Annotated in this window: 15 protein-coding genes and 1 pseudogene; 9 read left to right on the top strand and 7 right to left on the bottom strand. The window is 69.6% G+C overall.

Annotation, left to right across the window (positions count from 1 at the left end; genetic code table 11):
* Nucleotides 1-10: 10 nt before the first annotated feature.
* Genes ABZW17_RS08270 through ABZW17_RS08255 form a run of 4 tightly spaced genes read left to right on the top strand, consistent with a single transcriptional unit; the run spans nt 11 to nt 6,423 of the window.
* Entirely contained in the window at nt 11-1,039 is a 1,029-nt protein-coding gene (locus tag ABZW17_RS08270) for a LacI family DNA-binding transcriptional regulator (protein ID WP_354811018.1), read from the top strand.
* 34 nt (nt 1,040-1,073) lie between these two features.
* Nucleotides 1,074-2,516 carry an arabinofuranosidase catalytic domain-containing protein gene (locus tag ABZW17_RS08265; RefSeq protein ID WP_354810976.1) on the top strand — a complete coding sequence of 481 codons (1,443 nt, stop codon included), beginning with the start codon at nt 1,074-1,076 and terminating at the stop codon, nt 2,514-2,516.
* 35 nt (nt 2,517-2,551) lie between these two features.
* Nucleotides 2,552-4,942, top strand: a complete 2,391-nt coding sequence (locus ABZW17_RS08260; RefSeq protein ID WP_354810974.1) for a ricin-type beta-trefoil lectin domain protein — start codon at nt 2,552-2,554, stop codon at nt 4,940-4,942.
* Between the two features lie 32 nt (nt 4,943-4,974).
* A complete protein-coding gene (locus tag ABZW17_RS08255; RefSeq protein ID WP_354810972.1) occupies nt 4,975-6,423 on the top strand; it encodes an arabinofuranosidase catalytic domain-containing protein in 1,449 nt (482 codons plus the stop codon).
* Nucleotides 6,424-6,445: 22 nt separating this feature from the next.
* On the opposite strand, the gene ABZW17_RS08250 is transcribed toward ABZW17_RS08255, so the two are convergent.
* The 3 genes from ABZW17_RS08250 to ABZW17_RS08240 all read right to left on the bottom strand — a co-directional run bounded on the left by ABZW17_RS08250 (nt 6,446) and on the right by ABZW17_RS08240 (nt 11,721).
* Entirely contained in the window at nt 6,446-9,232 is a 2,787-nt protein-coding gene (locus tag ABZW17_RS08250) for a hypothetical protein (RefSeq protein ID WP_354810970.1), read from the bottom strand.
* Between the two features lie 61 nt (nt 9,233-9,293).
* On the bottom strand, nt 9,294-10,766 hold the full coding sequence (locus ABZW17_RS08245; RefSeq protein ID WP_354810968.1) for an APC family permease: 1,473 nt from the start codon (nt 10,764-10,766) through the stop codon (nt 9,294-9,296).
* Between the two features lie 133 nt (nt 10,767-10,899).
* The gene (locus ABZW17_RS08240) at nt 10,900-11,721 is read right to left on the bottom strand and encodes a DUF72 domain-containing protein (protein WP_354811016.1); all 822 of its coding nucleotides are present in this window, start codon (nt 11,719-11,721) and stop codon (nt 10,900-10,902) included.
* 95 nt (nt 11,722-11,816) lie between these two features.
* On the opposite strand from ABZW17_RS08240, the gene ABZW17_RS08235 reads away from it, so the two are divergent.
* The 5 genes and pseudogenes from ABZW17_RS08235 to ABZW17_RS08215 all read left to right on the top strand — a co-directional run bounded on the left by ABZW17_RS08235 (nt 11,817) and on the right by ABZW17_RS08215 (nt 17,077).
* A complete protein-coding gene (locus ABZW17_RS08235; protein ID WP_354810966.1) occupies nt 11,817-12,431 on the top strand; it encodes a TetR family transcriptional regulator in 615 nt (204 codons plus the stop codon).
* The gene (locus ABZW17_RS08230) at nt 12,415-13,530 is read left to right on the top strand and encodes an epoxide hydrolase family protein (protein ID WP_354811014.1); all 1,116 of its coding nucleotides are present in this window, start codon (nt 12,415-12,417) and stop codon (nt 13,528-13,530) included. Before ABZW17_RS08235 ends, ABZW17_RS08230 begins: the two co-directional genes overlap by 17 nt.
* Complete coding sequence (locus ABZW17_RS08225) at nt 13,527-14,648, top strand: epoxide hydrolase family protein (RefSeq protein ID WP_354810964.1); 1,122 nt, start codon at nt 13,527-13,529, stop codon at nt 14,646-14,648. The genes ABZW17_RS08230 and ABZW17_RS08225 overlap by 4 nt, the downstream gene beginning before the upstream one ends.
* Before the next feature lie 1,056 nt (nt 14,649-15,704).
* Nucleotides 15,705-15,874 (top strand): annotated as a pseudogene (locus ABZW17_RS08220) (IS5/IS1182 family transposase); the annotation flags it as partial.
* Between the two features lie 246 nt (nt 15,875-16,120).
* On the top strand, nt 16,121-17,077 hold the full coding sequence (locus ABZW17_RS08215) for a hypothetical protein (RefSeq protein ID WP_354810962.1): 957 nt from the start codon (nt 16,121-16,123) through the stop codon (nt 17,075-17,077).
* A 237-nt stretch (nt 17,078-17,314) separates the two neighbouring features.
* On the opposite strand, the gene ABZW17_RS08210 is transcribed toward ABZW17_RS08215, so the two are convergent.
* The 4 genes from ABZW17_RS08210 to ABZW17_RS08195 are packed head-to-tail and all read right to left on the bottom strand — an operon-like array spanning nt 17,315 to nt 25,911.
* Nucleotides 17,315-19,954 carry a DUF3962 domain-containing protein gene (locus tag ABZW17_RS08210; protein WP_354810960.1) on the bottom strand — a complete coding sequence of 880 codons (2,640 nt, stop codon included), beginning with the start codon at nt 19,952-19,954 and terminating at the stop codon, nt 17,315-17,317.
* Complete coding sequence (locus ABZW17_RS08205; RefSeq protein ID WP_354810958.1) at nt 19,942-23,322, bottom strand: hypothetical protein; 3,381 nt, start codon at nt 23,320-23,322, stop codon at nt 19,942-19,944. The genes ABZW17_RS08210 and ABZW17_RS08205 overlap by 13 nt, the downstream gene beginning before the upstream one ends.
* Nucleotides 23,315-24,337, bottom strand: a complete 1,023-nt coding sequence (locus ABZW17_RS08200) for a hypothetical protein (RefSeq protein ID WP_354810956.1) — start codon at nt 24,335-24,337, stop codon at nt 23,315-23,317. Before ABZW17_RS08200 ends, ABZW17_RS08205 begins: the two co-directional genes overlap by 8 nt.
* On the bottom strand, nt 24,334-25,911 hold the full coding sequence (locus tag ABZW17_RS08195) for a PD-(D/E)XK nuclease family protein (protein ID WP_354810954.1): 1,578 nt from the start codon (nt 25,909-25,911) through the stop codon (nt 24,334-24,336). Before ABZW17_RS08195 ends, ABZW17_RS08200 begins: the two co-directional genes overlap by 4 nt.
* Between the last annotated feature and the right edge of the window lie 18 nt (nt 25,912-25,929).

The raw sequence follows: 25,929 nt of genomic DNA, 5'->3' as shown, positions 1-25,929 counted from the left end.
GGGAGGTGCCATCGTGTCCGCCGATTCTTCTGACCTCCGCCCCACCCTGGCCGATGTGGCAAGGGCGGCGGGGGTGTCGACCGCCACCGCGTCCCGCGTGCTCAACGGTTTTCCCCGGGTGAGCCCGGAACGTCGCAAGCAGGTCGAGTCCGCGATGCTGGCGCTGGGTTACGCCCGGCAGCGCGCGGCGAGGGCGGCGCCCCCGCCGCAGACCGGCTCGATCGCGCTGGTGGTGTGCGAGGAAGCGCTGCGGTTGTTCACCGATCCCTACTTCCCGCGGATCGCCGCCGGCGCCGACCGCGAACTGTCCGCGGTCGGGATGCAGCTGGTGCTGCTCACCGTGCCGGCGACGGAGAACTACCAGGGCCCGGTGCTGCGCTACCTCGACGGCGGCCACGTCGACGGGGCACTGGTCGTCGGCATGCACGGCCGCCGCCCGCTCGACCTGGACTGGGTCGACATCCCGGTGGTGTTCGGCGGCCGCCCGGTCCGGCAGGCCGAATCGGGCCGGCTGTCGTACGTCGACGTCGACAACCAGGGCGGGGCGCGGCTGGCCACCCGGCACCTGCTCGACGCGGGCCGCCGGACCGTCGCGACCATCGCCGGGCCGCAGGACATGACCGCGGGCGTGGACCGGCTGAACGGCTACCGGCAGGCGATGGTGTGCGGCGGGCGCCACGACCTCGGGCTCGTGGTGTTCGGCGACTTCGGGCAGGCCTCCGGCGAGCACGCCACGGCCCGGCTGCTGGACCGCCGCCCGGACGTCGACGCCATCTTCGCCGCCTCGGACATGATGGCCGTCGGGGCGCTGCGCGCACTCCGCCGGGCCGGCCGGGACGTGCCCGGCGACGTCGCCGTCATCGGTTTCGACGACCTGCCGATCAGCCGGCGGACGGACCCGCCGCTGACCACCGTGCGCCAGCCGGTGGAGGAGATGGGGGCCCGGATGACGGGCGAACTGCTGGCCATGATCGCCGGCGCCGCCCCGCGGCAGCGCACGGTGCTCGACACCCGGCTGGTCCTGCGCGAATCGGCCTGAACAGTCTGTTGTGGACGTCCAATGAGGAGGATCCGTGCGCGTGATCGTGCTGCTGGCCGCGCTGCTGTTGACGGCCTTGGCCGGGGTGACGCCGGCTTCGGCGGCCCCGGCGTCCCTGGTGGGCGCGGCGTCGGGGCGCTGCCTGACCGTCCGGGGCAACACCGACACCACGGGGGCGGTGCTGGAGATCCAGGACTGCGGCGGCCAGGCCGGGCAGGCGTTCGAGTTCACCACCGCCGGTGAGCTGCGGACCCTGAACGGCACCCGGTGCGTCGACGCCTACGGCAACCGGACCGCCCCCGGCACCGCGGTGATCAGCTGGTCCTGCACCGGCGGGGCGAACCAGCAGTGGCGGCGGGGCGCCGACGGGACGATCACCGGTGTCCAGTCGGGACTGTGCCTGGACGTCAACGGCGCCGGCACGGCCAACGGCACCGCGGTCATCCTGTGGACCTGCCACGGCGGGACCAACCAGCAGTGGACCGGCGGGACCACGCCGCCGCCCCCGTCCGGCACCGCGCCGTGCGACATCTACGCGTCGGGCGGTACGCCGTGCGTCGCCGCGCACAGCACCGTCCGGGCGCTGTACGGGACCTACGCGGGCAACCTCTACCAGGTCCGGCGTTCCTCCGACAACACCACCAAGAACGTCGGGGTGCTGGCGGCGGGCGGCAACGCCGACGCCGCCGCGCAGGACTCCTTCTGCGCGGGCAGCACCTGCGTCGTCACCGTCGTCTACGACCAGTCGGGCCGCGGGAACGACCTGTGGTACCAGGGGTCCAGCGTCGTCCCGGGCTCGAACCAGAGCAGCCCGGCGAAGGCGACGTCGGAGTCGCTGACGGTCGGCGGCACGAAGGCGTATTCGCTGTACATCAACCCGGGCAACAGCTACTGGCGTGACGGCCACCTCACCGGCGTCCCGACCGGCAGCGCCCCCGAAGGCATGTACATGGTGACCAGCGGCACGCACGTCAACAGCGGCTGCTGCTTCGACTACGGCAACAGCGAAACGACGCGGAAGGCCGACGCGGCCGGCGCGATGGACGCGATCAACTTCGGCACCGAGTGCTGGTTCGGCGGCTGCAGCGGCGGCGGCCCGTGGGTGCAGGCCGACCTCGAGTGGGGCCTGTACCCGGGCGGCAGCCAGCAGTGGAACCCGAACCAGCGGGCGCTGCCGAGCAAGTTCGTCACCGCGATGCTGAAGAACAACGGCACCTCCCGGTTCGCGCTCAAGGGCAGCAACGCCCAGTCCGGCAGCCTCACGACGATGTGGGACGGCGGCCTGCCCGGCGGGTACAGCCCGATGAAGAAGCAGGGCGCGATCGTGCTGGGCAGCGGCGGCGACTGCTGCAAGCCCGGCGGCGGGGCGAACCTGAGCGCGGGCACGTTCTACGAAGGCGCCATGGTCGCCGGCTACCCCTCGGACGCGACCGAAACCGCGGTGCAGGCGAACATCGTCGCGGCCGGCTACCGCTGAACCCCCTGACCCCTCCGTCGGAAGAGAGAGCTCCCATGCCCGGAACCCTGCTCCGGAGACTGCGCACGGCGGCCGTCGCCACGGTGGTCGTGGCCGCCGGTGTCGTGGCCGCCGCCGCGCCCGCCCAGGCGGCCACCTCCATCACGCTCAACGGCAGCTCCGCGGGCCGCACCTTCGACGGCGTCGGCGCGGTCAGCGGTGGTGGCGGCAACAGCCGCCTGCTGATCGACTACCCGGAGCCGCAGCGCGGCCAGATCCTCGACTACCTGTTCAAACCGGGCTACGGCGCCGCCCTGCAGATCCTCAAGGTGGAGATGGGCGGCGACACGAACTCCACCAGCGGCGCCGAACCCAGCCACGCCCACTTCCGCGGCGACCTCGACTGCAACCGCGGGTACGAGTGGTGGCTGATGGAGCAGGCCAAGGCGCGCAACCCGGGGATCAAGCTGGTCGGCCTGCCGTGGGGCGCGCCCGGCTGGATCGGCAACGGCACGTTCTTCTCGAACGACCTCACCGACTACTACCTGTCGTGGCTGGGCTGCGCGAAGCAGCACGGCCTGACCATCGACTACCTCACGACCGTCCAGAACGAGAAGCAGTGGAGTGCCGACTGGACGGTCACCATGCGCAACGCCCTCAACGCCAACGGGTACAGCGGCGTCAAGGTCATCTCCGGTGATTCGTGGCCGGGGGACTGGGGGCCGGCGAGCGCGATCTCGACGAACACCGCCTACCGCAACGCGACCGACGTCCTGAGCGCCCACTACACCTGCGGCTACCTCAGCGCGCAGACGTCCTGCGGGGTGCCGTCGAACGTCACCGCGACCGGCAAGACGCTGTGGTCCAGCGAAAACGGCTCCCAGGACTACAACGACGGCGCCAAGCCGCTGGCCCGCGGCATCAACCGCGTCTACCTCGACGGCAAGATGACCGCGTACCTCAACTGGGACCTGATCGCCGCCACCACGCCGAACATCCCGTGGCCGACCGTCGGCCTGATCCTCGCCAACCAGCCGTGGTCGGGCTACTACTCGGTCGGCAAGGACGCGTGGGCGCTGGCGCACACGACCCAGTTCACCGCGCCGGGCTGGAAGTACCTCGACGCCTCCAGCGGCTACCTCGGCGGCAACCGCTCGAACGGCAGTTACGTCACCCTGAAGTCGCCGAACAACTCCGACTACAGCACGGTCATCGAGACGATGGACGCCACCTCGGCCCAGACGCTGAACCTGAACGTCACCGGGGGGCTGTCCACCGGCCAGGTGCACGTGTGGGCGACCAACCTGAACTCGAACAACACCGCCGACCACTTCGTGCACAGCACCGACGTCACGCCGTCCGGCGGGGCGTACTCCCTGACCGTCCAGCCCGGCTACCTCTACACGATCACGACGACCACCGGGCAGGGCAAGGGCACCGCGGCCGGCCCGGCCCAGGGCTCCCTGAACCTGCCCTACAGCGACGACTTCGAGGGGTACGCGAAGGGCAAGGAAGCCAAGTACCTGATGGACATGGAGGGCGCGTTCGAGACGTCGGCGTGCGGCGCCGGCCGCGCGGGGACGTGCGTGCGCCAGTCGGCCCCGCAGAAGGCCATCCCGTGGAAGAAGACGACCGATCCGTACGCGTTGCTGGGCAACGTGGCCTGGAGCAGCTACACGCTCAGCACGGACGTGCTGCTCGAGAAGTCCGGCTACGTCGAGCTACTCGGGCACGCCGGCAACCAGGACACCGGCAACCAGGGCGCGCTGAACGCCTACTACCTGCGGGTCAGTGACACCGGGGCCTGGTCGCTGCGGCGCAACAACACCAGCCAGCAGAACACGACGCTGCGCAGCGGCACGACGACCGCGCTGGGCACCAACAGCTGGCACAAGCTGTCCCTCGGCTTTTCCGGCGGCACCATCACCGCCTCCGTGGACGGCAGCGTGATCGGCACGGTCACCGACGGCACCTTCCCGGCCGGCCAGGTCGGGATCGGCACGGCCCAGGGCGAGACCGCGCAGTTCGACAACCTCTCGGTCGCCGGCTCGGGCGGCGGGTCGACGTCGGTGCTGCGCAACACCGCGGCCGGCCGCTGCCTCGACGTCCCGAACGTGAGCCAGACCAACGGCACCCAGGTGACGCTGTGGGACTGCAACGGCGGCAGCAACCAGCAGTGGACGGTGACCTCCGGCAAGCAGATCCAGGTGTACGGCAGCAAGTGCCTCGACGCCGAGGGCGCCGCCACCACCCCGGGCACCCGGGTGATCATCTGGGACTGCGGCAGCGGCACGAACCAGCAGTGGACCGCGGCCGCGGACGGCACGATCACCGGCGTCCAGTCGGGGCTGTGCCTCACCCCGAGCGGGAACGGCACGGCGAACAGCACCCCGGTGACGCTGCAGACGTGCACCGGCGGGAACGCGCAGAAGTGGACCCGGAGCTAGCCGCCCTCCGCGGCGGACGAAGGAGTTCGACGATGAAGGCACGCTGGAGAAGACTCTGGCCGGCCGTGGTGATCGCCGCGGGAGCGGTGGCCGGCACGGCGACGACGTCACAGGCCGCCACCCAGGGGCCGTGCGACCTCTACGCGGCGGGCGGCACGCCCTGCGTCGCCGCGCATTCGACGACCCGGGCGCTGTACGGCGCCTACAGCGGCTCGCTGTACCAAGTGCGCCGCGCGTCGGACAACACGACGCGGGACATCGGCGTGCTGAGCGCCGGCGGCGTGGCGAACGCGGCGGCGCAGGACAGCTTCTGCGCCGGGACGACCTGCCTGATCACGGTCATCTACGACCAGTCGGGCCGCAACAACCACCTCACCCAGGCGCCGCCGGGCGGCTTCCAGGGCCCGGCCGCGGGCGGCTACGACAACCTGGCCAACGCGGCCGCCGCCCCGACCACGGTCGGCGGCCAGAAGGCGTACGGCGTCTACGTGGCCCCCGGCACGGGGTACCGCAACAACAACACCAACGGCGTCGCGACCGGTGACCAGCCGGAGGGCATGTACGCGATCTTCGACGGGACGCACTTCAACGGCGGCTGCTGCTTCGACTACGGCAACGCCGAACGCAACAGCCGCGACAACGGCAACGGCACGATGGAGGCCATCTACTTCGGCAACATCAAGGTCTGGGGTTACGGCGCCGGGAACGGCCCGTGGATCATGGCGGACCTGGAGAACGGCCTGTTCTCGGGGGTCAACCAGCACTACAACGCCAACGACCCCAGCATCAGCCACCGCTACCTGACGGCGATCGTCAAGGGCGGCGCGAACCGCTGGGCCATCCGCGGCGGCAACGCGCAGTCCGGGGACGTGTCGACGTTCTACGACGGCGTGCGCCCCAACGTCTCGGGCTACAACCCGATGCGCAAGGAAGGCGCGATCATCCTCGGCACCGGCGGTGACAACAGCATCGGGTCGGCGGGCACCTTCTACGAAGGCGTGATGACGTCGGGCTACCCGTCGGACGCCACGGAGAGCGCGGTCCAGGCGAACATCGTCGCGTCGGGCTACGGCACCGGCGGCAGCAACACGGGCACCGGGCCGGTGCACGCGGTCGGCGCGGGCAAGTGCCTGGCCGCCCCGAACTCGGCCCAGGGCACGCAGCTGCAGATCGCCGGCTGCGCGAGCCAGGCGGGCCAGACCTGGACCCGCACGGCGGATGGCAGGCTGACGGCCACCCTCGGCGGCGCGACGCTGTGCCTGGACGCCTCGGGCCAGGGCACCAGTGCGGGCACGAAGGTGGTGACGTGGCCCTGCAACGGCCAGGCCAACCAGCAGTGGACGGTCAACTCGACCGGCACGGTCACGGGTGTCCAATCCGGACTGTGCCTGGACGTGACGGGTGCGTCCACCGCCGACGGCGCCCCGGTGGAACTGTGGACGTGCAACGGCGGCAGCAACCAGCAGTGGACGTTCGGCTAGCCCCCGGTGCCCGCCCGGACCCTCACGGATCGGGCGGGCACCAGGTGTCCGACGTGGGCCCCTCGGCCGCGCCGCAGAAGCCGTGGACCGACTTGTCGACTTCGCCGCCGGACACGCCCATCACCGCGACCGGCTTGTTCTGCGGCACGTTCCGGCCGATGTCGCCGCCGTAGTCGATGGTGCCGGTGACACCTTCGAGGTACTTGTTGACCTGCCCGGCGCCCGGGCGCGAGGTGTGGATCGCGGTGATCTCGCGCCAGATCGCGCCCGGCGTCACCGGGATTTCGGCCGCCGTCTCGCGCAGGTACGCCGTCGCGACGATCATCACCTGCGCGGCGTCGTAGGCCAGGGCCGCGTGGCCGTCGTACGAGCGGCCCTCCGGGGTCCGCTCGAACGGGAACAGCGTCTGCTCCAGCGTCGTGTAGAAGTCGAGGGCCGCGCCGCTGGGCTCGGTGACCGGCGAGGTGGCGAACGAGAGGTAGTAGTAGGGCAGCGCGCGGTTGCGCTGGCGTTCGCCCTGGTCGGCGACGAACCGCGTGACGTCGTCGTCGCCGATCACGGTGGCCCGGCTGCCGCACTGGGCCGCGCTGCCGAGGAACTGGCCGAAGTCGGGCACGCCCCGGCCGGCGAAGAACACGAGACCGTCGTAGGAACAGGTGTCCCGGCCCGCCGCGCCCGCGTTGCCCAGCAGCGGCTCCCCGTAACGCACGTGCGAAGCCGCCCCGCCGAGGCCGCCGTCCGGGGTGAACGCCCGCGCTTCGGCCTGGAAGTGCTTGTCCCGGAAGGACTTCAGGACGTCGTCGCGGAGGTTGGTGCTGTACACGTCGGCGTCGTCGTCGGAGTAGTAGACGCGCACCGCGCGCGGGCCCGGCAGCTGCTCGGCGAACCCGGCCGCCACCGCCGCCTCCCGCCGGTTCTGCGGCGTGACCTGGAAGTACATCGGGTTGAGGTCGGCCAGGGGGTCCGCGGACAGCGTCGAGGCGACCATCGGCAGCCCGGCGTTGGTGAGCGCGGCGATGGTCTGCTGCGTCGGCGCGCTGCTCAGGTCCAGCCCGACCACCCCGACGATGCTCTTGTCCTGCTCGGCCTGCCGCCGCAGCTCGTTCGCCACCCGTTCGCCTTCGCGCATGTTGCGCCCGGCGTTGGCGACGAGCAGCCGGACGATCGGGTCGGCCGAGCCCGGTGCGTTCAGCTGCCGCAGCTGCGCGACCGCGAAACCCTCCAGGGATTCGCGTTCGCTGGTCAGCCCCTCGGCGAGGTTGTTGGACGACGTCAGCGCCTCCAGCGCCACGAGGGTGATGTACGGCCGTTCCGGATGGGCCTGATGCAGCTGTTCCGCGCGGTGGTTCTGGTCCAGCACGACCGCTTCGACCTGCCGGATCGTCGCGTCCGAGGGCTGGAAGACGTCCTGGGCGCCGTCCGTGGTGCCGACGCACTCGCTGCCGGTCCAGGTCAGCCAGGGGTTGTCCGAGCCGCAGTGCTCGGCGTAGGTGTCGTGGGAGCGGTAGGCGACGAACGCGGCGGCCAGCGCGACGACCACGACCGGCACGCCGATCCGCGTCCACCGGCTGGCCCACCACGGCGGCCGGACCTGACGGCGGAACCGGTAGTCGCCGCCGAGGGTCTGCAGCATCTGCCGGACCTTCGGCTCGTCGGCGTCCACGGGCGGCCGGACGCCGATCGGCAGGTACCAGGCGGTCGGCCGCCGTTCCCGCCGGTCGCGTTCGAGCTGGTTCTGCCAGGCCACGTACGCGGCGCGCGCCTGCCCGGCCTGGAACTGCGGCCGGTGCGCGGTCGGCTCCGCGTCCGGCGGCGGCGCGGGACTGGCGCTGACCACGAGCAGCGGGTCGAACCGCCCGACCTGGTTGCGGACGGAGTTGACCAGCTCCAGCAGCCGGTACCCGCCGTTGCCGACGCTCACCTCGTCCAGCAGCAGGACGGGGTAGGTCATCCGGCGCCGCCGCCACACCCGCCACGGCCGCAGCCGGTAGGCGCGCCGCAGGTCCTCGAGGAAGGCGTTGAGCAGCAGGCGGCAGACGTATTCGGGGGCCTCCTCCTGCCACTGCCCCTCGGTGAGCCGCCGGGCGAACCGCACGAAGCTGCCCGACATCTCCGGCGCGAGGTGGGGCTGCCGCAGGAACCACCGGTACCGCCCGGACAGCACGGGCACCCGCCCGGTGACGGCGATCCGGAAGGTCAGCAGGGTCAGCCCGCGCACGAGCAGCGAAAAGACCTTCCAGATGCCCTGGTTTTCGGGCAGCTGCTTGACGGCGTCTTCGGCCGACGAGCTGAACCGTTCGGCCAGGCTGATCCGCCGGATGGCCCGCCGCAGCACCCCGTCGGGATCGTCCCGGCCGTCGTAGTCCTGCAGCATGAGCCAGTAGACGAGGTCGAACAGCGGGAACGGCAGCCGGCTCGTGTGCGTCGAGGCGCTGTCCCCGAGTTCTTTCCGCGCTTCCCGCAGGACGTCCCGCACGACGGTGACGGAATCGGCGGTCGCGGGCCCGGCCTCGTCCCGCCCTTCGTGCCCGGCGAGGTCGGGCCGCGCGTACCGGATGCTGCCCTGCGGTTTGGCGTTCCGCAGCCGTTCCGCGACGGCGGCGAGCACGTCCGCGTTTTCGGCCGGCCGGACGAGGCACACCATGGGCAGCCCACGCCGTTCGGACCGTTCGTCCTGGTAATCGGTCCAGTCGCCCTGTTCGTCGAGTTTCCGCGGCCGATCCCCGAACCGCGGCCGCAGGCACAGCGCCCCGATCACCTTCACCAGCACGTCGGCGCCGAGAAAGCCGAGCGGTCCCGTTCTCCCCATCGCACCAGCGTGGCACATTTGCGGTGAAACCGGTTCCGCAAATCTACCGACAACGGGCCGTTCAATGCCCGGCGGGCGAGGTGTCCACCTTTTCCGTCGCAGCCTCCAGATCGGCGTCCAGCGCGTCGTACACGGCCGGGCGGCGCCGGCGCAGCCACACCGCGACCACCAGCCCGCCCAGCGCGACGACCAGGAGCAGCCACGGCAGCTGCGGGACGACCCCGTTGCTGGAGCCGGCCAGAGTCGGGAAGTTGAGGATCGCCAGTGTCACGATGAGCCCGAGGCCCACCGCGCCCAGCCCGGGGGCGATCAGGGTCCGCACCAGCCGCGGGTCGCGGGCCCGGCGGAAGTGGACCAGGATCGCCAGCGCCGCGAGCAGCTGCAGGGCGAGGATGCCGAGCGTGCCGAAGCCGGTCATGCTGGCCGTCAGGTCGGCGACCGGGTCGAGGCCGGCGAGCCGGAACACCACCGCCACCACCGACCCGAAGACCAGCTGGACGATCGCGGCGTGCTGCGGGGCGCCGTTGCGGGCGCGGGTCCGGCCGAGCACGCGCGGCAGGACACCGACCCGCCCGAGGGCGTAGAGGTAGCGCGTGGCCGAGTTGTGCAGGGCCAGCAGCGCGGCGAACAGGCTGACCACGAGCAGCAGCATCATCACCTTGGTCAGCGCGCCGCCGAGGTAGTCCTGCGACACGGAGAACACCAGGTCCCCGGTGGACAGGTGCGCGGCGGCGACGTCCTGGGCCTGCGCCACCCCGATCGCAGTGACCACGGCCCAGGTGGTGAAGGCGGCGAACACCCCGATGAACCCGATGGCGAGGTAGGTCGCCCGCGGGATCGTCCGCTTCGGGTTCTTCGCCTCCTCCCCGAACAGCGCGGTCGCCTCGAACCCGATGAAGGCGTTGGCGGCGAACAGCAACGCGAGCCCACCGGCGCCCTGGAGCATCACCGACGGCCGGAAGACGTCGAACGAGAAGCCGTGCCGGAACAGCACGGCGAAGTCCATGACCAGCAGGATCGACACTTCGAGGACGAGGGAGACGCCCAGCACCTTCGCGCTGACGTCGATGCCGCGGCGGCTGAGCAGGAAGACCAGCACGACGGAGACCGCGCTCCAGACGACCCAGTCGAGGTCCAGCCCGAAGACGTCCTTGAGCACGGTGCCGGTGAAGAACCCGCTGGTCCCGATGGCCCCGGCGACGAAGCAGTTGTAGCCGAGCATCGCGACGAACCCCGCGACCAGGCCCAGGGTCCGGCCCAGGCCCTTGACCACGAAGGCGTAGAACCCGCCCGCGCTGGTGAGGACCTTCGACATCTGCGCGTAGCCGACCGCGAACAGCAGCAGCACGACCGTGGCGACGACGAACGCGGCGACCATCCCGCCCCCGTTCCCGACGGCGATGCCGATGGCCGCGATCACCACCATCCCGGTCAGCGGCGCGACCGCGGCCAGCACCAGGAAGACGATGCCCGGCACGCCGAGAACGTTCTCGGCAAGGGAAGTGCTGTCCGGCGCGGAATCGGTTCGGCTCATGGCTGCTCCTCGCTCCACCGGACCACCACGCCCGGCCTGGACCGGAAGTATGGGACGGCCCGCACCCCGCGGCTTGTGTCTGCGCGCGCGATCCTTGTCCCTCAGCGTGGAGGAGACGGGTGCCGCCGACCGCTCAGAACAGGGTCGCGGGCTCGACGGGCGCCGGCTCGGGCAGCGGGTCGAGGCCGGGCACGAGCGCACGCACGTCGTCGTGGAAGCGCCGGGCCAGCGCCGGGGCGTCGTCGTTGTCGGGCGTGTGCACGAAAACGGTCGGCGACCGCCCCTCCCGCAGCCACCCGGCGACGACGGTCGTCCACGGCTGCCACCCCGCAACGGTCTCCTCGACGGAGTCCCGCCCCAGGTAGCGCACGACGGGCCGGTCGGTCAGCGCCCGCATCCGCCGCGGCAGCCGCGGCTTCTTGCCCCAGGCGTCCTCCTCGGCCGGGCTGGACGGCGGCCGCCCGAAGAAAACGGTGGTGTCGAACGGCACCCATTCGGCATCCGCGACGGCCAGGGCGTCCTCCAGCGACGCCGAGCCGGCATCGGTGAAGAACTCGGGGTGCCGCACCTCCACGGCCCGCCGCAGCCCGCCGGGCAGCCGCCGCAGGAACCGGCCGAGCGAATCGACGTCCGAAGGCCCGAAGGAGCCGGGCAGCTGGGTCCACAGAACGGCCCGGTCCCCGAGCGGCTCGACGGCGTCGAGGAACGCCCGCATCTCCCGCTCGACCCCGGCGAACCGCCGTTCGTGCGTGACGACCTTGGGCACCTTGACGACGAACCGGAAGCCGTCATTGGTCTGCTGCGCCCAGCTCGCCACGGTTTCGCGCGCGGGCGTGGCGTAGAAGGTGGTGTTGCCCTCGACGGCGTTGCACCAGCCGGCGTAGGCGTGCAGCCGTTCCTTGGCCGGCAGCGACGGCGGCAGGAACCGCCCGGGCCACGCCTTGTGGGTCCACATGGCGCACCCGACGTGAAGACGTGCCACGTGTCAGCTCCCTCGCCCGGGTGGATCGATGTGTACATCCGTTCTTATCGGAGTGTACATTCGTTCTCATGACTCTTCCCGGGTCACCCGCCGGTGACACCCGTCGCCGGCCCCGCCGGCACGATCCCGGCCGCCGGACCCGCATCCTCGACGCCGCGCTGGACGTCCTGGTGGAGCACGGGCTGGCCGGGATGACGCACCGGCAGGTGGCCGCCCGGGCCGACGTGCCGCTCGGGTCGGTCACGTACCACTTCGCCGGCCTGGCCGAGCTGCGGGCGCAGGCGTTCGCGCGTTTCGTCGAGCTGCAGGACGCGGCGTTCGAGTCGCTCTTCGACGGCATCGGCACCCGTGACGAGTTCGTCGCGGTGCTCGTCGACCTCGTCCACGCGAGCCCGGCCCGCCGGCGCAGCGCGGTCCTCGGTTTCGAACTGCACCTGGCGGCCCTGCGCAACCCGGAGCTGCGCGTGCTGGCCGAGGCGTGGACGAGGAGCAGCCAGGCGGTGCTGGCCCGCTTCGTCGGCGCGGAAGCCGCCGTGGACCTGGACGAACTACTCGAAGGGATGATCATGCACGCGTTGCTGGCCGCCGGCCCGCGGTCCCGGGAGGCGGTGCGGGCGACCATCGAAAGAGCCGTCGAGCCGGCCGGGCGAGGAGGTGGTCATGTCCGTGCTCACGGTCTCTGACGCCGAACTCGGCGAGCTGCGGAACCGGCTGGCCGGCACGCGGTGGCCGGCCCCGTGGCCGGTGCCCGGCTGGTCGGCGGGCACCGATCCCGGGGAGCTGCGGCGCCTGGTCGCCCACTGGGCGTCCGGCTACGACTGGCGGGCGCACGAAGCCGCCATCAACGCCCTGCCGCACCATTTCGCGGACATCGCGGGAACGCCGGTGCACTACCTGCGGTTCGACGGCGAAGCCCCGGACGCCCTGCCGATCGTCCTGATTAACGGGTGGCCCAGCTCGTTCCTGGAGCTGACCGCCTTCGCCCGGCGGCTGGCCACGCCGTCGGAGCACGGTGGTTCCGCGGCGGACTCGTTCACCGTCATCGTCCCGTCGCTGCCCGGGTTCGCCTTCTCGCCGCAACGTCCGTCGCTCACCGATCCCTTGCCGACGCACGAACTGTGGCACCGGCTCATGCACGAGGAACTGGGCTTCTCCCGGTACGCCGCGCACGGCGGCGACCTCGGCGCGGGCATCACCTCCCGGCTGGCCGAAGCCCACCCCGAGGCCCTGGCCGGGATCCACCTGCTCGCCGTCGCCGGGCCGGTCTCCTACGACGACGAGAGCCTCACCCCGGCGGAGCGCGCCCACCTCGATGCGGTGGCGGACTGGTCGGCGAAGGAAGGTGCCTACCAGCACCAGCAGAGCACCCGGCCGGTCACCTTGGCCTACGGCCTGGCCGACTCGCCGGCCGGGTTGCTCGCCTGGATGCTCGAGAAGTACCGCGCGTGGAGCGACTGCGGCGGCGACGTGTCGTCGCGGTTCAGCGACGACTTCCTCCTGACGCAGGCGTCGCTCTACTGGTTCACCAACACCATTTCTTCGTCGTTCCAGCCGTACTACGAATACGGCGAGAACCTGACCCGCCGGGTCGAGCGGGTCGAGGTCCCGACCGCCGTCGCGCTGTTCCCGGCCGACCTCGCGCAGCCCCCGCGTAGCTGGGCCGAGCGCACGTACCACGTGACGAGGTACACGACGATGCCCCGCGGCGGCCACTTCGCCGCCTGGGAAGAGCCCGGACTGCTCGCCGACGACGTCACCGCCTTCTTCCGGGACCTGCGGTGACCGCCGAGCCGTTCGAGGTCGGCATCACCGACGAGGAGATCGCGGAGCTGCGCGACCGGTTGCGCCGGACCCGGTGGCCCGAACCCGAGCCGGTGGACGACTGGTCACAGGGGATTCCGCTGGCCTACACGCAGGAACTCTGCCGCAGCTGGGCCGAGGACTACGACTTCGGTTTCCCCGGGCGGCTGAACGTCTTCCCGCAGTACCGCGACACCGTCGACGGCCTCGGTATCCACTTCCTGCACGTCCGCTCGCCGGAGCCGGACGCGTTCCCGCTGGTGCTCACGCACGGGTGGCCGGGTTCGGTGCTCGAATTCCTGGACGTCCTCGGCCCCCTGACCGACCCGCGCACCCACGGCGGCGACCCGGCGGACGCGTTCCACGTGGTCGCGCCGTCGTTGCCCGGCTACGGCTGGAGCGACAAGCCGTCGACGACCGGCTGGGGTGTCACCCGCATCGCGCGGGCCTGGGACACGTTGATGGGTTCGCTGGGCTACGACCGGTACGGCGCCCAGGGCGGCGACTGGGGTTCGGCGGTGTCGGGCGCGCTGGGCGAGGTGGCACCGGGCCGGGTCGCCGGCGTCCACCTGAACCTGGGCTCGGTGGCGGCGGGCACGTTCGACGACCCGACCCCGTCCGAGCTGGCGAACCTCGCGGCCGAGAAGGAGTTCCAGCGCACCGGCCGCGGCTACTCGGCGCTGCAGGCAACCCGGCCGCAGACGCTCGGCTACGGCCTCACCGACTCCCCGGCGGGCCAGGCCGCCTGGATCGCGGAGAAGTTCTGGGCCTGGACAGACCACGACGGCCATCCCGAGGCCGCGGTGTCGCGCCAGAAGATCCTCGACGAGATCTCGGTCTACTGGTTCACCGCGTCGGCCACATCGTCGGCCCGGTTGTACTGGGAGAGTTTCGCCCACTTCCGCGACCGCGTGACTGCGCCATCGGGCCTGTCGGTCTACCCACGCGACATAACCCGCCCGTCACGGCGGGAGGCCGAGCTGCGTTTCACCGACCTGCGCTGGTTCGAGGAACTGCCACGGGGTGGCCATTTCGCCGCGCTGGAGCAACCGGAGTCGCTGGTCGAGCAGATACGCGGGTTCTTCCGCCTCGTCCGGTGATGCGGGCGCCTCGGCTCAGCCCGTCATGACTGTCGGCGGTCGCCGCGTAGGCGTTCCAGCGAAGCGGCGCTCAGGCCACGGCGACCGGCAGTGAACTGAGCCCGCGCAACGTCACCGTGGCCGCCCACTCCGGATCCCCGGCCAGCCCGGGGCGCGGCGGGCGAGCCCGCTGGCCCATGAGCGCCATGGAAGACAGCCGCGCGGCGGCGTCGCTCAGGTTCTCGTGAATGAGCGGGGAGACCGTGTCCCGCCTATTGTCTCGGCGACTCCGCCGGATGAAACGGATGCGAGGAGATACTTGTTCGTTTGGAGGCGGCCGGAATCGATCGCCGGGCTGGTCGGTATCGGTGCCACGGGCCCGTCTGGCTCGTCAGGCCGCACCCTGCCCTTCCCCGTCACGCTGGCTCTCAGCGCCGAGAGCCAGCACGCGCTCCGGTCCGCGTCGATAGGCTCATGATGAGACCTCCGCCAACGTCGCCGGGAGGCATCCCGCGCTTCGCACCTGCAGGGGATCACAAAGGACAGAGCGGAAGCGTCGGAAACCACAAAACCCCAGGCCGAAGACGATCAGGCCTGGGGAGTGGGGGTGCGCCATCAGGGACTCGAACCCCGAACCGCTGGTTAAGAGAACGCGTTTCGGGGTGTCAGGTGGTGCCGAGTGATGCCGGACAAGACCTTTTCGTTTGCTCGGGGCCGTCTGTCGTTGAACGCGAGTGTCGGCAAATACCGTTCGATGTCCTCCTGTTTCGGAGCTCTCGGGCTCGTCTCGGCTCGCCCGTGCCGGATTCTGTCGCGAGGTTCGCCGAGGTTGGGCCGGTCTGTGGAGGGGCTGGCGGCAGTTGCTCGTTGCGGCGGATCTCTTGGGCCCTGCCCGGGAGTCGCAGGTCAGGTCGGCTCAGTTGGGTGGTCGCGATGAATACCTCGGATCGGGTCCGCGATCCCGCTGTTGCGATTGTGACGGTGATTGTGGGCGTCATCGTGGGGTTGACGTTCCTTTCGCCTCGGAAACGTCTTCGCGCTTGCGTTCCGACTTCGTGCGCCGACCTGGGTGGCGCCTCGTGGATGAACAACTACGGCAACTCGGCCGCTGCACTGACCACGACGGCGTCATCGTCGACTTCTACCTGCACATCGCCGCCGCCTTCGTCGCCGTCCGATGCCTCATACAAGCAGCCCGCCACGCCAACCGCTGGGACACCTGCCCCGTCACCCGCCACCTCCGGTAACCCCTCTACTGCCGGAGCCTCCTACTATCGTGGAGGTTGATCACAGCAGTCGGTCGTGGTTCGCCTCGGTCATGGGCGTCGACCAAGTTCGGTGCGGACGCGGGTGAACTGTGCTAGCGTGGCTTTGCGCCACGAGGTCTGCGGAAGCACCCGGACCATCAGTGCATACCATGACCTTTGTTGATGGGCTTTCTGTTGGCGCGTGCTGGCGGAAGGCTTAGTCGGCCTGCGCTATCGGAGACCTCCATGTCCCTTGACAACGATCGGTACGAGGCATTTTTACCTCACCATACGGCCAGCAAGCACCGCATTATGGCGATCACCGGCTTCCCTGGTCACCCTCAGTTACTTGCCTTGGCCACCGTCTCTAATGCTACCGCTGCGCGGCGTCTGGCGGACGCTCTCAACTCTCATCTGCTTGGTCGTCGCAATCACGTTGAACGTCTCGATGAGTCGTTGATCGGCCTGCCTGAGAGTGTCGTCGCGGCGGTGCGTCAACTACCGATTAAGCCTGCTCAGAGCGCACATCTGGGACGGGCACGGCTGGCGGACCACCTGCATGGCGACCCCATTGATGGGATCCTGATGTTCCCGACCACGTCTTGCGCGTCCGGTGAGTGCGTCAATTGCGGAAACTGTGTCGACGACTGCCAGGATTGCGAAATATGCGAGGAAGGTGCGTGTGCGGACTGTGTCCGGCCTGATCTGACTCCCCGCACTGCGAGGGTGCTGGCCGCGGCGGGATCGATACTTGCAGACCAGTATTTTGACCATGCTGAAGAGTTGAACGCCGGTCATTCGTCGACCTTTACTGAAATTGTGCCTGCCATCATGCGCAAGCAGCCAGTCGAGTTCTTTCGTCGCATGGCACGTATCTTCGATGACCTGGCCGACGACCTGCAAGACGGGGTTGAGCCACGTCCGCTAGACATGTCAGAGCAGATTGCTCTGGACCTGATGATTCAGGAGGCGGAGGTCCTGTTCGAGGACCCGGACGTGATCGATAGCTTTGTTCAGGGCTTGCCGGAGACGCGGTACGACTACGATTTCAACAGCCTCTACGATGCGCTTTTTGAAGACATGGACCACATTGGCTTGTTGTCCGCGAAGAATGGCCCCAATGCGCCCGGCGAGTTGGATTTCCTGTTCGAACCATTTTATGATGGCGAGCAGCGCGACCCGAATCGCGGCTTTCGCCGCTGAAGTTCGCGCCTGTAACCCTTTCGCGTCCGGCATGGAGGTCGGGAACGTGGTGATCGCGGCGGTTCAGTTATCCGAGAACGGCAGTATCGAGGGTAAGTGTGCGTGCTTGCATGATCATCACCTGATGGACAAGGTGGTGTCGGAGGCCAGGTGCCCGCCGCAATTAAGAAAGGGTAGCAATTCGACTTTGCCTGTGTGGTTGTCGCCGCAGTGCTGACCGGCGACAACCACACGTCGTCATTCTGGCGAATCTCTTTCCGCAGACTGCGGATTCAGGTACTGCTCTGCTGCGAGCTTTGCCAGATGCAGCGGCAGTGGACGTGACAGCGGGACGTAGTCGTCATGGAACCTCATTTGGTGGGTGATCGCTGCCCACGTCACTGGGGTGTCCTGCGATGTGCAACCCAGGACGGTCAATTCAAGGTACTGCGGGTTCCACGCCGTCACCCTGGCCGAGGGAGCCCGGCCAGGCTCCCGGCCGAGCTTGCGGAGCCCACGGGCAATCTTGGGAAAGGTGCTGGGAACGTCGGCCGTGCTCGCGAATACCCGATTGTCCGGCAAAGCATCCGGCGACGCCCAGAGACCGGTGCCGAAGCCGGGCGTGTCGTTGTCCTTCCCCGGCGCATACCACTGCGGGACCTCGTCCCTGCCGTTGCGGTCGCGTAGCAGGACAATCCGCAGGTGCTCGCCGAAAGTGCCCAATCGTTGATCCGGTTCTCTCGCGAAGCCGAGCATGTCCCGCACCAGGGTGCGATTGCTCAGCCACCGCCACGAGTCCCGCATGTTTCCGGCGTTTGCCATCAGGAGTGTCGGCCGGTCCCGGACCTGGAAGAGAATGGCGCGCACGCGCCGTTCCACGTCGGCGCGCTCGTCCTCGGCCGTCGGAGGCCGCCACAGATCGTTGGTTTCGGCATCTGAGCCGGCCGCGAGCGAGACGAGGAAATCAGCGTAGGGAATCCAGTCCTGCGTTCGGTCGTCCCAGGCCCGGACCGGATGTTCCGGGTCGGCGGGCCGGATTCGCACCGCGACGAGGTGCCGACTGGCGCGCTTCGTCTGTGCGGTGGCCTGTTTGCGCGCCACCCACAATGCGACGTACTGGAGTTGCTGCGGAACTCCCGTTCCTGCCCGGTGCGCTGGCGCGGACGAGGCGCCGAGCTGGCGGAGCCCGTCTCGGCACGCGGCGTCGGCACGGATCGCTTGATCGTCGGCATCGTCCTCGGCGATCTTGATGAACTGGGAGAGCCGCCCGGTGTCCGCGAACCCGAGGCGCAAGGCGAACTTCGGGTCTGTTCCGGGGCTGGTGAATCGATCGGGACCGGGGATCTCGACCAAGGCGAGGCCTGGCCGTCCCGTGCGAAGAGGAAACCGCGCGGCGACGGACGCTCGTCGTGCGCGGTGGGCCTCATCGGCTCCGGTGCCTTTGTCCTGCGCGTCCGGCGGGGCTTTCAGCGCCGTGGCGAGAGAACCGGACTCGGACAGCACGAGGTCGACGTCGAGGCCATCCACGGACCAGCGGCGTAGGTTGCCTTCGCCGAGATCAGTCACCCCGAGCAACTCGGCAAGCTGACGCAGCAGATGCTCGCGGGTCTCCGGGTAGACGGTGACGATGTCGACGTGCAGTGGCGCTCCCGCCAACGCAGCGCGCAGCGTGGCCCTCCGTGCGGATACCGCTCGCATTTCGACCGTCGCACGTCGAGCAGTGTCCTTTCTTGGCACCTTCGGGAGCATGACTGGCTTGGTGACGCGGAACGCGCGGGTCAGCGATGGCACCCGGCGGAGCCACGGACGAAGCCCGGCCTCGACCCACTTGTCGAGGTGAGCCCGTTCCCCGGGCATCAGGCCGGAACCGATCGTGTGCTTTCCCATCATGGTGCTGTGGACCACCGCCGCGGTGACGTCACCTTGTCCGTCCAACCAGGCGCGCGGGTTCGCGATGAGGTCGTCGGGTTTCGGGAACCGCCGGACGATGTCGAGATCGTCGATGATCTCCATGGGGCTCTGGCCTCGCCACATACAGCGCCCGTCGGAAGGGGAGAACTTCATCGCATTGCCGACGAGCCGGACACGGCGCTTCCCGGTCTCTTCGTCCCAGGGGAACGGCAGGTCGAACAGGACAGTGGCGCCGCGACCGCGCGGAATCCAGACCGGGGTGCGGGTCGCCCACCGGCGGATTCCCGACGACACGTGCACCCGGAACGAGGGCGCGAACGGGACTGTGTGGAGCGTGATCCGCAACCGAGCCGAGTAGTGGTGGTCCTGGCCGTTATTCCGGAATGCCTGAGGAGGCCACGACACGAGCTCGGCCCCGTGCTCGAGCCGGACCGCCCGAAACCACATGTCCGTATCCTGCCCCTCGGCACGGAAAGGACGTTCTGCCAGGCGCAGCGCCAGCAGTTCCGGCAGCAGTGCGTAGAGCCGTTGATGGGGTGACGCCGTCCCGCCCGGGGAGATGTCGGTGCCGGACAGGTCCACCGCAGACGTTGACCACTCCGGTTCGTTCTGCCGGACGGCGTCGAGCACGCGGCGGGTAGCGGCTTGGTGCTCGGTCTCGGGCCGGAGCGCGGCGACCCAGCTCAGGAACGCGGGGAGGACGACGTCAGCCGGGAGCGGCTCGCGTGCGTAGAGCCACGGCACGGTGCTGTCGGCAGCGGCGCCGCGTCCGGTCGCGAGTACTCCCGGCGCCACGGCGCGAAGAAGGCCGTCGAGTTTCCGGATGGGCAGCCCGGCGAACGGATCCCGGCTGCGCCAGCCCAGCGCGCACAGGTCGGTCAGCTCGCTTCGCCACTGCTCGGCGAATGTCGTTACGTGGAAGTCTTCAACCCACGGGCCGGCGCTGGGATCGGGCTCGTACGCGCATGGCGTGATCAAGGAGTGCATTCCGGGTTCCTGTCGTTGAGGAGACGGTCCAGCGCCGCCCAGAGCGGCCGATAGAGTGCGTCGACGATGTAGCGGTCGTGGGCTGGCACAGCGGAGTCCGGTGTCAGGTAGGGCGTCAACACGGCGTGGATGTTGTGCAGCAGGCTGGTCTCGGGCGTCTCGTCGGCGGGCCTTCCCGCGGCTGTTTCCGGGGCGAACGCGGCGTCGACGAACACGACCCGGGCGGGCACCCCGCCGCGCACCAGCCTGCCGATGACCTGCCAGATGAGCACCAGCAAGTCCCACGTCACCGAATCGCGGTCAGACCCCAGCGAGGTCCAGGCGAGCGATCGGGCGAGGGCCCGGTACCAGCGACTTCGTGCCTCTTTGCGGAGTGCGAGGGCACCTTCGTCCAGATCTGCCGCTTCGCTCAGCCGTTCGGCGAACTCGGCGGTATCGGCGAACCGCACCAGCCAGTCGTTCACCGTGTGGACGGCGAGCCCCAGATCGTCGGGTCGGGGGTTGGGCCGAGCCAGGAAGAAGACGCTGCCGATGGCGGCGACCTTGTCGTCGTTCAGGATGTTGTGCCCGCGCTCGACGGCGAGCAGCGGTGCCACGAGCACTTCCGCATCGGTGTGGCGAAGGGTGTCGACATCGCCGCGGCGCAGAACAGGCGCCTGCATTTCGTCGTCGCTTCCGATGGTGACGTCGACGTCGTCCGACACGAGCCGCAGTACCCGCCCCCGCCACCGCGGGCTCAGGGTGTGCAGTGCGTTGGCCGCCCGTTCGGCTTCCTCATAGCTGCCGACCAGCAGGAGGATCCTCCGCCGGGCATCCGGCCAGCGGCGAAGCTCACGCTCCAAAATGCTGCCGTCGTGGTCGTGCTCACCCAGACGCGTCACCATCCGGCTCAGGACGTCCGGTCGCTGGTCGAGACCGGCGCCGGACAGCTGCAGCGCTTCGGTGCCGCGTCCGCTCCGGAGGAATTCGAAGCGCATTTCGGTACCGTCGACCACGGCTTCGACGTGTTCTTCCTCCGGGAGCAGGATGGTGCCGACGGGCACCGGCACGTGGTAGCGGCTGGAGCTGCCCGCCCAGCTGCTCCCCGACATCAAGAGCACGTTGGTACCAGGACGGCCGTCCACCAGGGGAAGCTCTGGCAGCGCACGGAGCAGCTCCCGTCCGATCCCGCTGCACCGGAAGTAGCGCAGCTCTCCGCTCTGAACTCCGTGCCTCGGCGGTCCGTCCACGATGAACTGGAAGCCCAGCACGTTCCCCATCGGCGCTTCCGGGACGATCGGGCCGTAGTCCGGCGGCCGCTGGTACATGTCGTTGAAGCCCAGTTTCAGAACTGATTCCACCCGCGGCCACATCGCGTTCATCAGGGCCAACTTCGGTTCTAGCGCAGAGAGCAGCAGGGTAAACTCGAACTGGCGCCGTTTCTCGTCCAGCCAATCCGCGGGATCCGGTGCTGGCTTGTGTCGGCGTCCTGCCGGCCCGGGTCGCCCTTGATCCTCGTCGTAGGCCAGTTGCAACTCGGACAGCTTCGAGGGCAGGTCGAACAACTTCACCAGGAAGTCGCTTAGTTTCCGCCGGGTCGCAGGCTGGCGCCCGGTGGTGAGCAGTTCGTTGACCAGCGCCGTGAGCTCCTGGTTGGTGGCTCCCGCGCGATCCCCGAACGGGTTGTCACGGAAGTCGTCGAGCAGTTCCGTGAGCTGTCGACGGGGCTCGTTCGCGTCGACCATATCGTCGGGGTAGCGTTCCTCGATCAACCGGAGCTGCAAGGTCCAGGCGCTGAAGTAGCCCGTGCGTACCCAGTCGCGGAGGCCTCGGTCGGCGACCAGCATCGCGTACAACCTGTCGGTCGTCGTCGTGATCGTGTTCACCGCAGCAGTCCAGTCCTCGACGTCGTGGTGGGACAGCTGCGTGCGGGCGCCCTCGAACAACTCCCGGTTCTTGTGGCTGACCAGATCGTCGAGCAGCGACCTGCTGTCCGAGCCGCCGACGAGGGCGACCGCGGGGGCGAACATCCGGTCGAGCTGCATCTGCACGCGGTCGGCTTCGTCGATGATCACCAAGTCGCTGCGCCGGCAGGCGGCCTCGAGGTAGCGGATCTTCTCGGCGTTCTGCGGCCGCGGCACCGAGGCGTCCACCAGACCGGCCGGGGTCGAAACCCAGATGGTGGCCGAGACCAGCTCGTGCGCACCGCGGTGCCGCGGGCACCCCGCCCAGTACGGGCACGTCACCGGCACCGTCGACCACTCCCGTTTGGCGTCGGACCGAACGGTGCGACGGTGCAGGCGAGTACATGGCGCCTGGTTGAACGCGAGGACGTCGTCCGGGTCGCCGATGAGGGCGTTCACCGTGCACGAGGTGCTGAGGTACCCGAACCCGGCGTCGTCGTGGGCGAGGACGTTCGCCTCACCGCGACCGGTGAGCCTGCGGTGCATGCGCTGCGCGTGCCGTTCCTTTCCGGACGCGCCGAGGACAGGTGCCGCCTTGCCGCCGGTGTACACGTTGTAGAGCCTGACCAGCGCCAGGGTTTCGGCGACATCCCCGACCACGACGGTGATCCGGCGTCCTTGCCGGGCGAGGTGCACCGTCAGCACGTCCCGCAGCGTGCTCTTCCCCGCACCGACGATGCCGAGGAGATGCTCGATGCCCGCGATCGTGAATGCGCCGTCAGGGCGGAAGGTCGAGTCGCCCTTCGTGCGGAGCCGGACCGAACGCAGACGGCGCGCCCAGTGGTGGCACTCGACGGCGTCCATGCTCTCCGCCGTCGTGATCAAGTCGTTCCAGACCACGGTTATCGGTTCGCCGTTGCCCGTCGGGCGGAGGTCGACGTCGTGAGCGGCAGGCCGGGGGAGGTGCCCGGTGTCGGGCAGGTCGACGCGTACCGTCGCCCGCCCGGCCTGGAAACGGTGTGGCCCGCGTCGGGCGAAGGTCGCCGGGCGCCCCTCGAACGGCGGCGCCGCGGCCAGCAGCCGGCCGTACGAGGCGAACCGGTCATCGGCGATGCCTTCGGTTGGCAGCCGGACGATCCGGACGTCCGGCCGCGGCACGTCGAAGGCTCGGAACTTCCGGGCCAGTTCTTGATAGGCGGCCAAGGCATCGTGCCAGGCGGTGCGCCGGCGCACCGTCCAGAGCGTGAAGCGCGCCGAGCGAAGTGCGGTCATCGCCTCCTCGGTGCTCGCGAGCCCACGGCCACGCGCGTACGGGATGCCGCAGAACAAGACCCAGGCCCCGCCCACAGCCTCGTCGGGATTCATTCTTTGGTGGAGCAGCAGGCCCAGTTCGACATCGCACAGCAAAGCCGCCTGCTCTTTGCGGAGGCCTGCTTCTTCGAGGTCGCGCAAGACAGGCGCGAGCACGACTCCGGGGTCACGCATCAGGGTTCCTTTCGAGCGCGCCGGCCAGCAGTTCGCTCTCGGTTGCGAGAACGACCCGCGAACCGGGCGGGAGGTTGTCCGCGAAGGCCTGACGAGCAGCCGGCGCGGCCATCGCGGAACCATCCGGGATCACTGCGACGTCTACGCCGTCGGCTGTGGCATCGAGGGCCAACGCGGACGGAACAAGCCGGTCGTAGCTACGAAAAGTCAGTGGATCCTTGCCGGGAAAGCAGACTTCACGGCGTTGCGTGGGGCGATCCACCGTCCGCACCGGGACTCCCGTCGATGTGAAGCCGTCGAGAACTCGAATGTCCAATGTGGATGGTAACGTGACAAAGAGTCGGAGTGCGGGATGGAGCAGAAGCACTCGGGCAGCGGGGAATCGCTGCGCTGTCCGGCCACCTGGTGGGCAGGTCTCCCGCTCGCACCACCTCACGTCTTCACCCGCAAGATCGTCCGTCCGTGCGGGGAGTCCACAGTCGCACAGGGCGACCCGGCCCCGGACGATCCACGCTGCCGAGGCCGGCCGGTAGAGGGGTTTGACGAATTTCACGACCTGCGCTTCCCTGGGATTCTCCATGAACAGCTTCCGCTGGGTGTCCGGTCCGACGAGTACATGTGACTGCAGGAATCGAAGCCTTTCTGCAGCCTCACCGTCGGAAAGATCGGCGAGCGTCTCCGTCATGATCTCGTCGGCGACGGCCGCCAGCCCGGCAAGCTCGGCGCAAGCCCGGGTCCGGGTGCGGTGGACCGGATCGACTAGGGCGAGACCTCCGTACGCAGGCCCGAATGGAGCGGGCCAGTGCTGCGCCGTGAGGTCCGTGCACCACCGGATGAGCTCCGGTATTCCGGCCGGGGGCGTGCGTTCGTGGTCGAGGCAATCCCTGACGACCAAGTCCAGCGCGTACTGGCTCTCGTCCGGGTACGGCGGGACCGACGGCCCCGCACTGTCGCGATCGGACAGAGCGTTTACGCCGCGGGCGACGTGGTGGAGCAAGGTCGTCACGTCCGTCATCCTGCACCTTCGGTCGTTTCCTTTGCGGTGCACCACTGGGCCACTTCACATCCGGAACAGTGGCGTCCTGGCACGGGGACGAAGCTGTCGTCGTTCTGCCAACTGCTAAAGGACTTGCGTACCACGGCCTCGGCATGCGCGAGCACCTCCGGCGTTCTCGGGTCGAGCGTGTAGAGGTCGGCGCCCGCCGGACGGAGCACCTCCAGCTCGACCCGGCCGATCCCCAGCCCGAATTCGGCGCGGGCGGCGAGGACCGTGGCGAGGGCGAGCTGTGGGTACTGCTCGATCCATGGTCGTGTCCCACGGCGCCCCGAGGCGGAGGTCTTGACTTCGCGCCAGACCCAGGCGGTCCCGTCGTGATAGAGGAGGTCGGGCTTGGCCAGGACGACCGTGTCGGCGTCGGTGTCGTCGAAGACGAGGTCGGGTTCCACCCGGAGGTCCGCGGGCTTGCTCGTGTGGCGGACCGGGCAAACGACCGCGTGGTGGCGAAGGAGCACCGCGCCGAGTTTCTGGTCTTCTTCGGTCAGGCTGAAACCGGGAGGTACCCAGTCCACGGGGATCCGGGTGTCGCAACGGCACGCGGTTCCAGCGTGCCTGTTCTCGAGGTACCGGTGCACGGCTCGCCCGCGTTCGGCGGCCGGCCCGCGCTCGACCTGCTGGTCGACGGGCAGACGCTGTCTGCGGCCGTAGTCACGAGCCGGGCAGGTGGCGTGGTTGCGCGCCGAAGTGGCGGACCAGCTCCGACGGGGACGCCGGCGGTTTCGGACGCCGAGGAGGCCCGGGGTCCGGCGAAGTTCCGGGCACACCGCGGCGAACGGGCAATCCGTACACGCAGCACCCGGCCGGTAGACGACGGGGTCTCCGGCGTCGACGAGCTGGGCGAGCGCCGTCCGGCCCGACACCGCGTACAGATCGAGTGCGGCCTGTCGCGAGCCGTCGAACAGGATGGCCGAACGGCCGTCGAGCATGCCGAACTGACGGATCGTAACGTGCTCTGGTGGTGTGCCCAGGCCGCCGGCCGCCAAGACGAGCGCGGCGACCGCGATCTCGGCGTCGGTCCTCGCCCGGCCGTCGAGGCGGTTCGCTGGCAGCCGCACCTCACGCAGGGTGCCGTCGGCGGATCGGTAGCAGCGACCCCAGACGGTGATCCGGTACTGCCGCGCTCCACGCTGGTCAGGCTGGGTGAGCACCGTCTCGTAGACCCATCGCTCACGCAGAGGCTTCAGCGCGTCGTCCTCACCTGGCGGGAACGCCTTGCGGTAACCGTCGACGGCATGGTTGGTCCACTGCCGTACCGAATCGTGCATCGAGCGCCTGGCAACCCTCGCGAGGGCGTCCTCGACGGTGGCTCCTTGGTGCTCGACGAGGTCGAGCACGTCCATGAACGGGCCATTCGCGAAGGTCTCCAGCACCTCTGGCTTGCGCGGCACCGGTGTGTCGGCCCGGTAGCGCGGCCGGGCCGCCAGTGCGTCGCGCGCCGGGCAGCGATACCGCGCTGGCCCGAGCATCCCGACCGAGACCTTGATCAGGCCGGAATCACCGGACACCCCGGCCGGGGGGCGCCATGACGTCATTTCTTCCTTCTTCCGTGA

Origin of the sequence: Amycolatopsis sp. NPDC004625 (assembly GCF_040609695.1) — a bacterium.
GTDB lineage: Bacteria > Actinomycetota > Actinomycetes > Mycobacteriales > Pseudonocardiaceae > Amycolatopsis.
This window is presented reverse-complemented; position numbering and strand designations above follow the sequence as displayed.

Bases quoted from the DNA above. Each gene is read 5' to 3' on its own strand.
- ABZW17_RS08260 (WP_354810974.1), top strand. From the start codon at position 2,552: ATGCCCGGAACCCTGCTCCGGAGACTGCGCACGGCGGCCGTCGCCACG.
- ABZW17_RS08255 (WP_354810972.1), top strand. From the start codon at position 4,975: ATGAAGGCACGCTGGAGAAGACTCTGGCCGGCCGTGGTGATCGCCGCG.
- ABZW17_RS08250 (WP_354810970.1), bottom strand. From the start codon at position 9,232: ATGGGGAGAACGGGACCGCTCGGCTTTCTCGGCGCCGACGTGCTGGTG.
- ABZW17_RS08245 (WP_354810968.1), bottom strand. From the start codon at position 10,766: ATGAGCCGAACCGATTCCGCGCCGGACAGCACTTCCCTTGCCGAGAAC.
- ABZW17_RS08240 (WP_354811016.1), bottom strand. From the start codon at position 11,721: ATGTGGACCCACAAGGCGTGGCCCGGGCGGTTCCTGCCGCCGTCGCTG.
- ABZW17_RS08235 (WP_354810966.1), top strand. From the start codon at position 11,817: ATGACTCTTCCCGGGTCACCCGCCGGTGACACCCGTCGCCGGCCCCGC.
- ABZW17_RS08215 (WP_354810962.1), top strand. From the start codon at position 16,121: ATGTCCCTTGACAACGATCGGTACGAGGCATTTTTACCTCACCATACG.
- ABZW17_RS08210 (WP_354810960.1), bottom strand. From the start codon at position 19,954: ATGCACTCCTTGATCACGCCATGCGCGTACGAGCCCGATCCCAGCGCC.
- ABZW17_RS08205 (WP_354810958.1), bottom strand. From the start codon at position 23,322: ATGCGTGACCCCGGAGTCGTGCTCGCGCCTGTCTTGCGCGACCTCGAA.
- ABZW17_RS08200 (WP_354810956.1), bottom strand. From the start codon at position 24,337: ATGACGGACGTGACGACCTTGCTCCACCACGTCGCCCGCGGCGTAAAC.
- ABZW17_RS08195 (WP_354810954.1), bottom strand. From the start codon at position 25,911: ATGACGTCATGGCGCCCCCCGGCCGGGGTGTCCGGTGATTCCGGCCTG.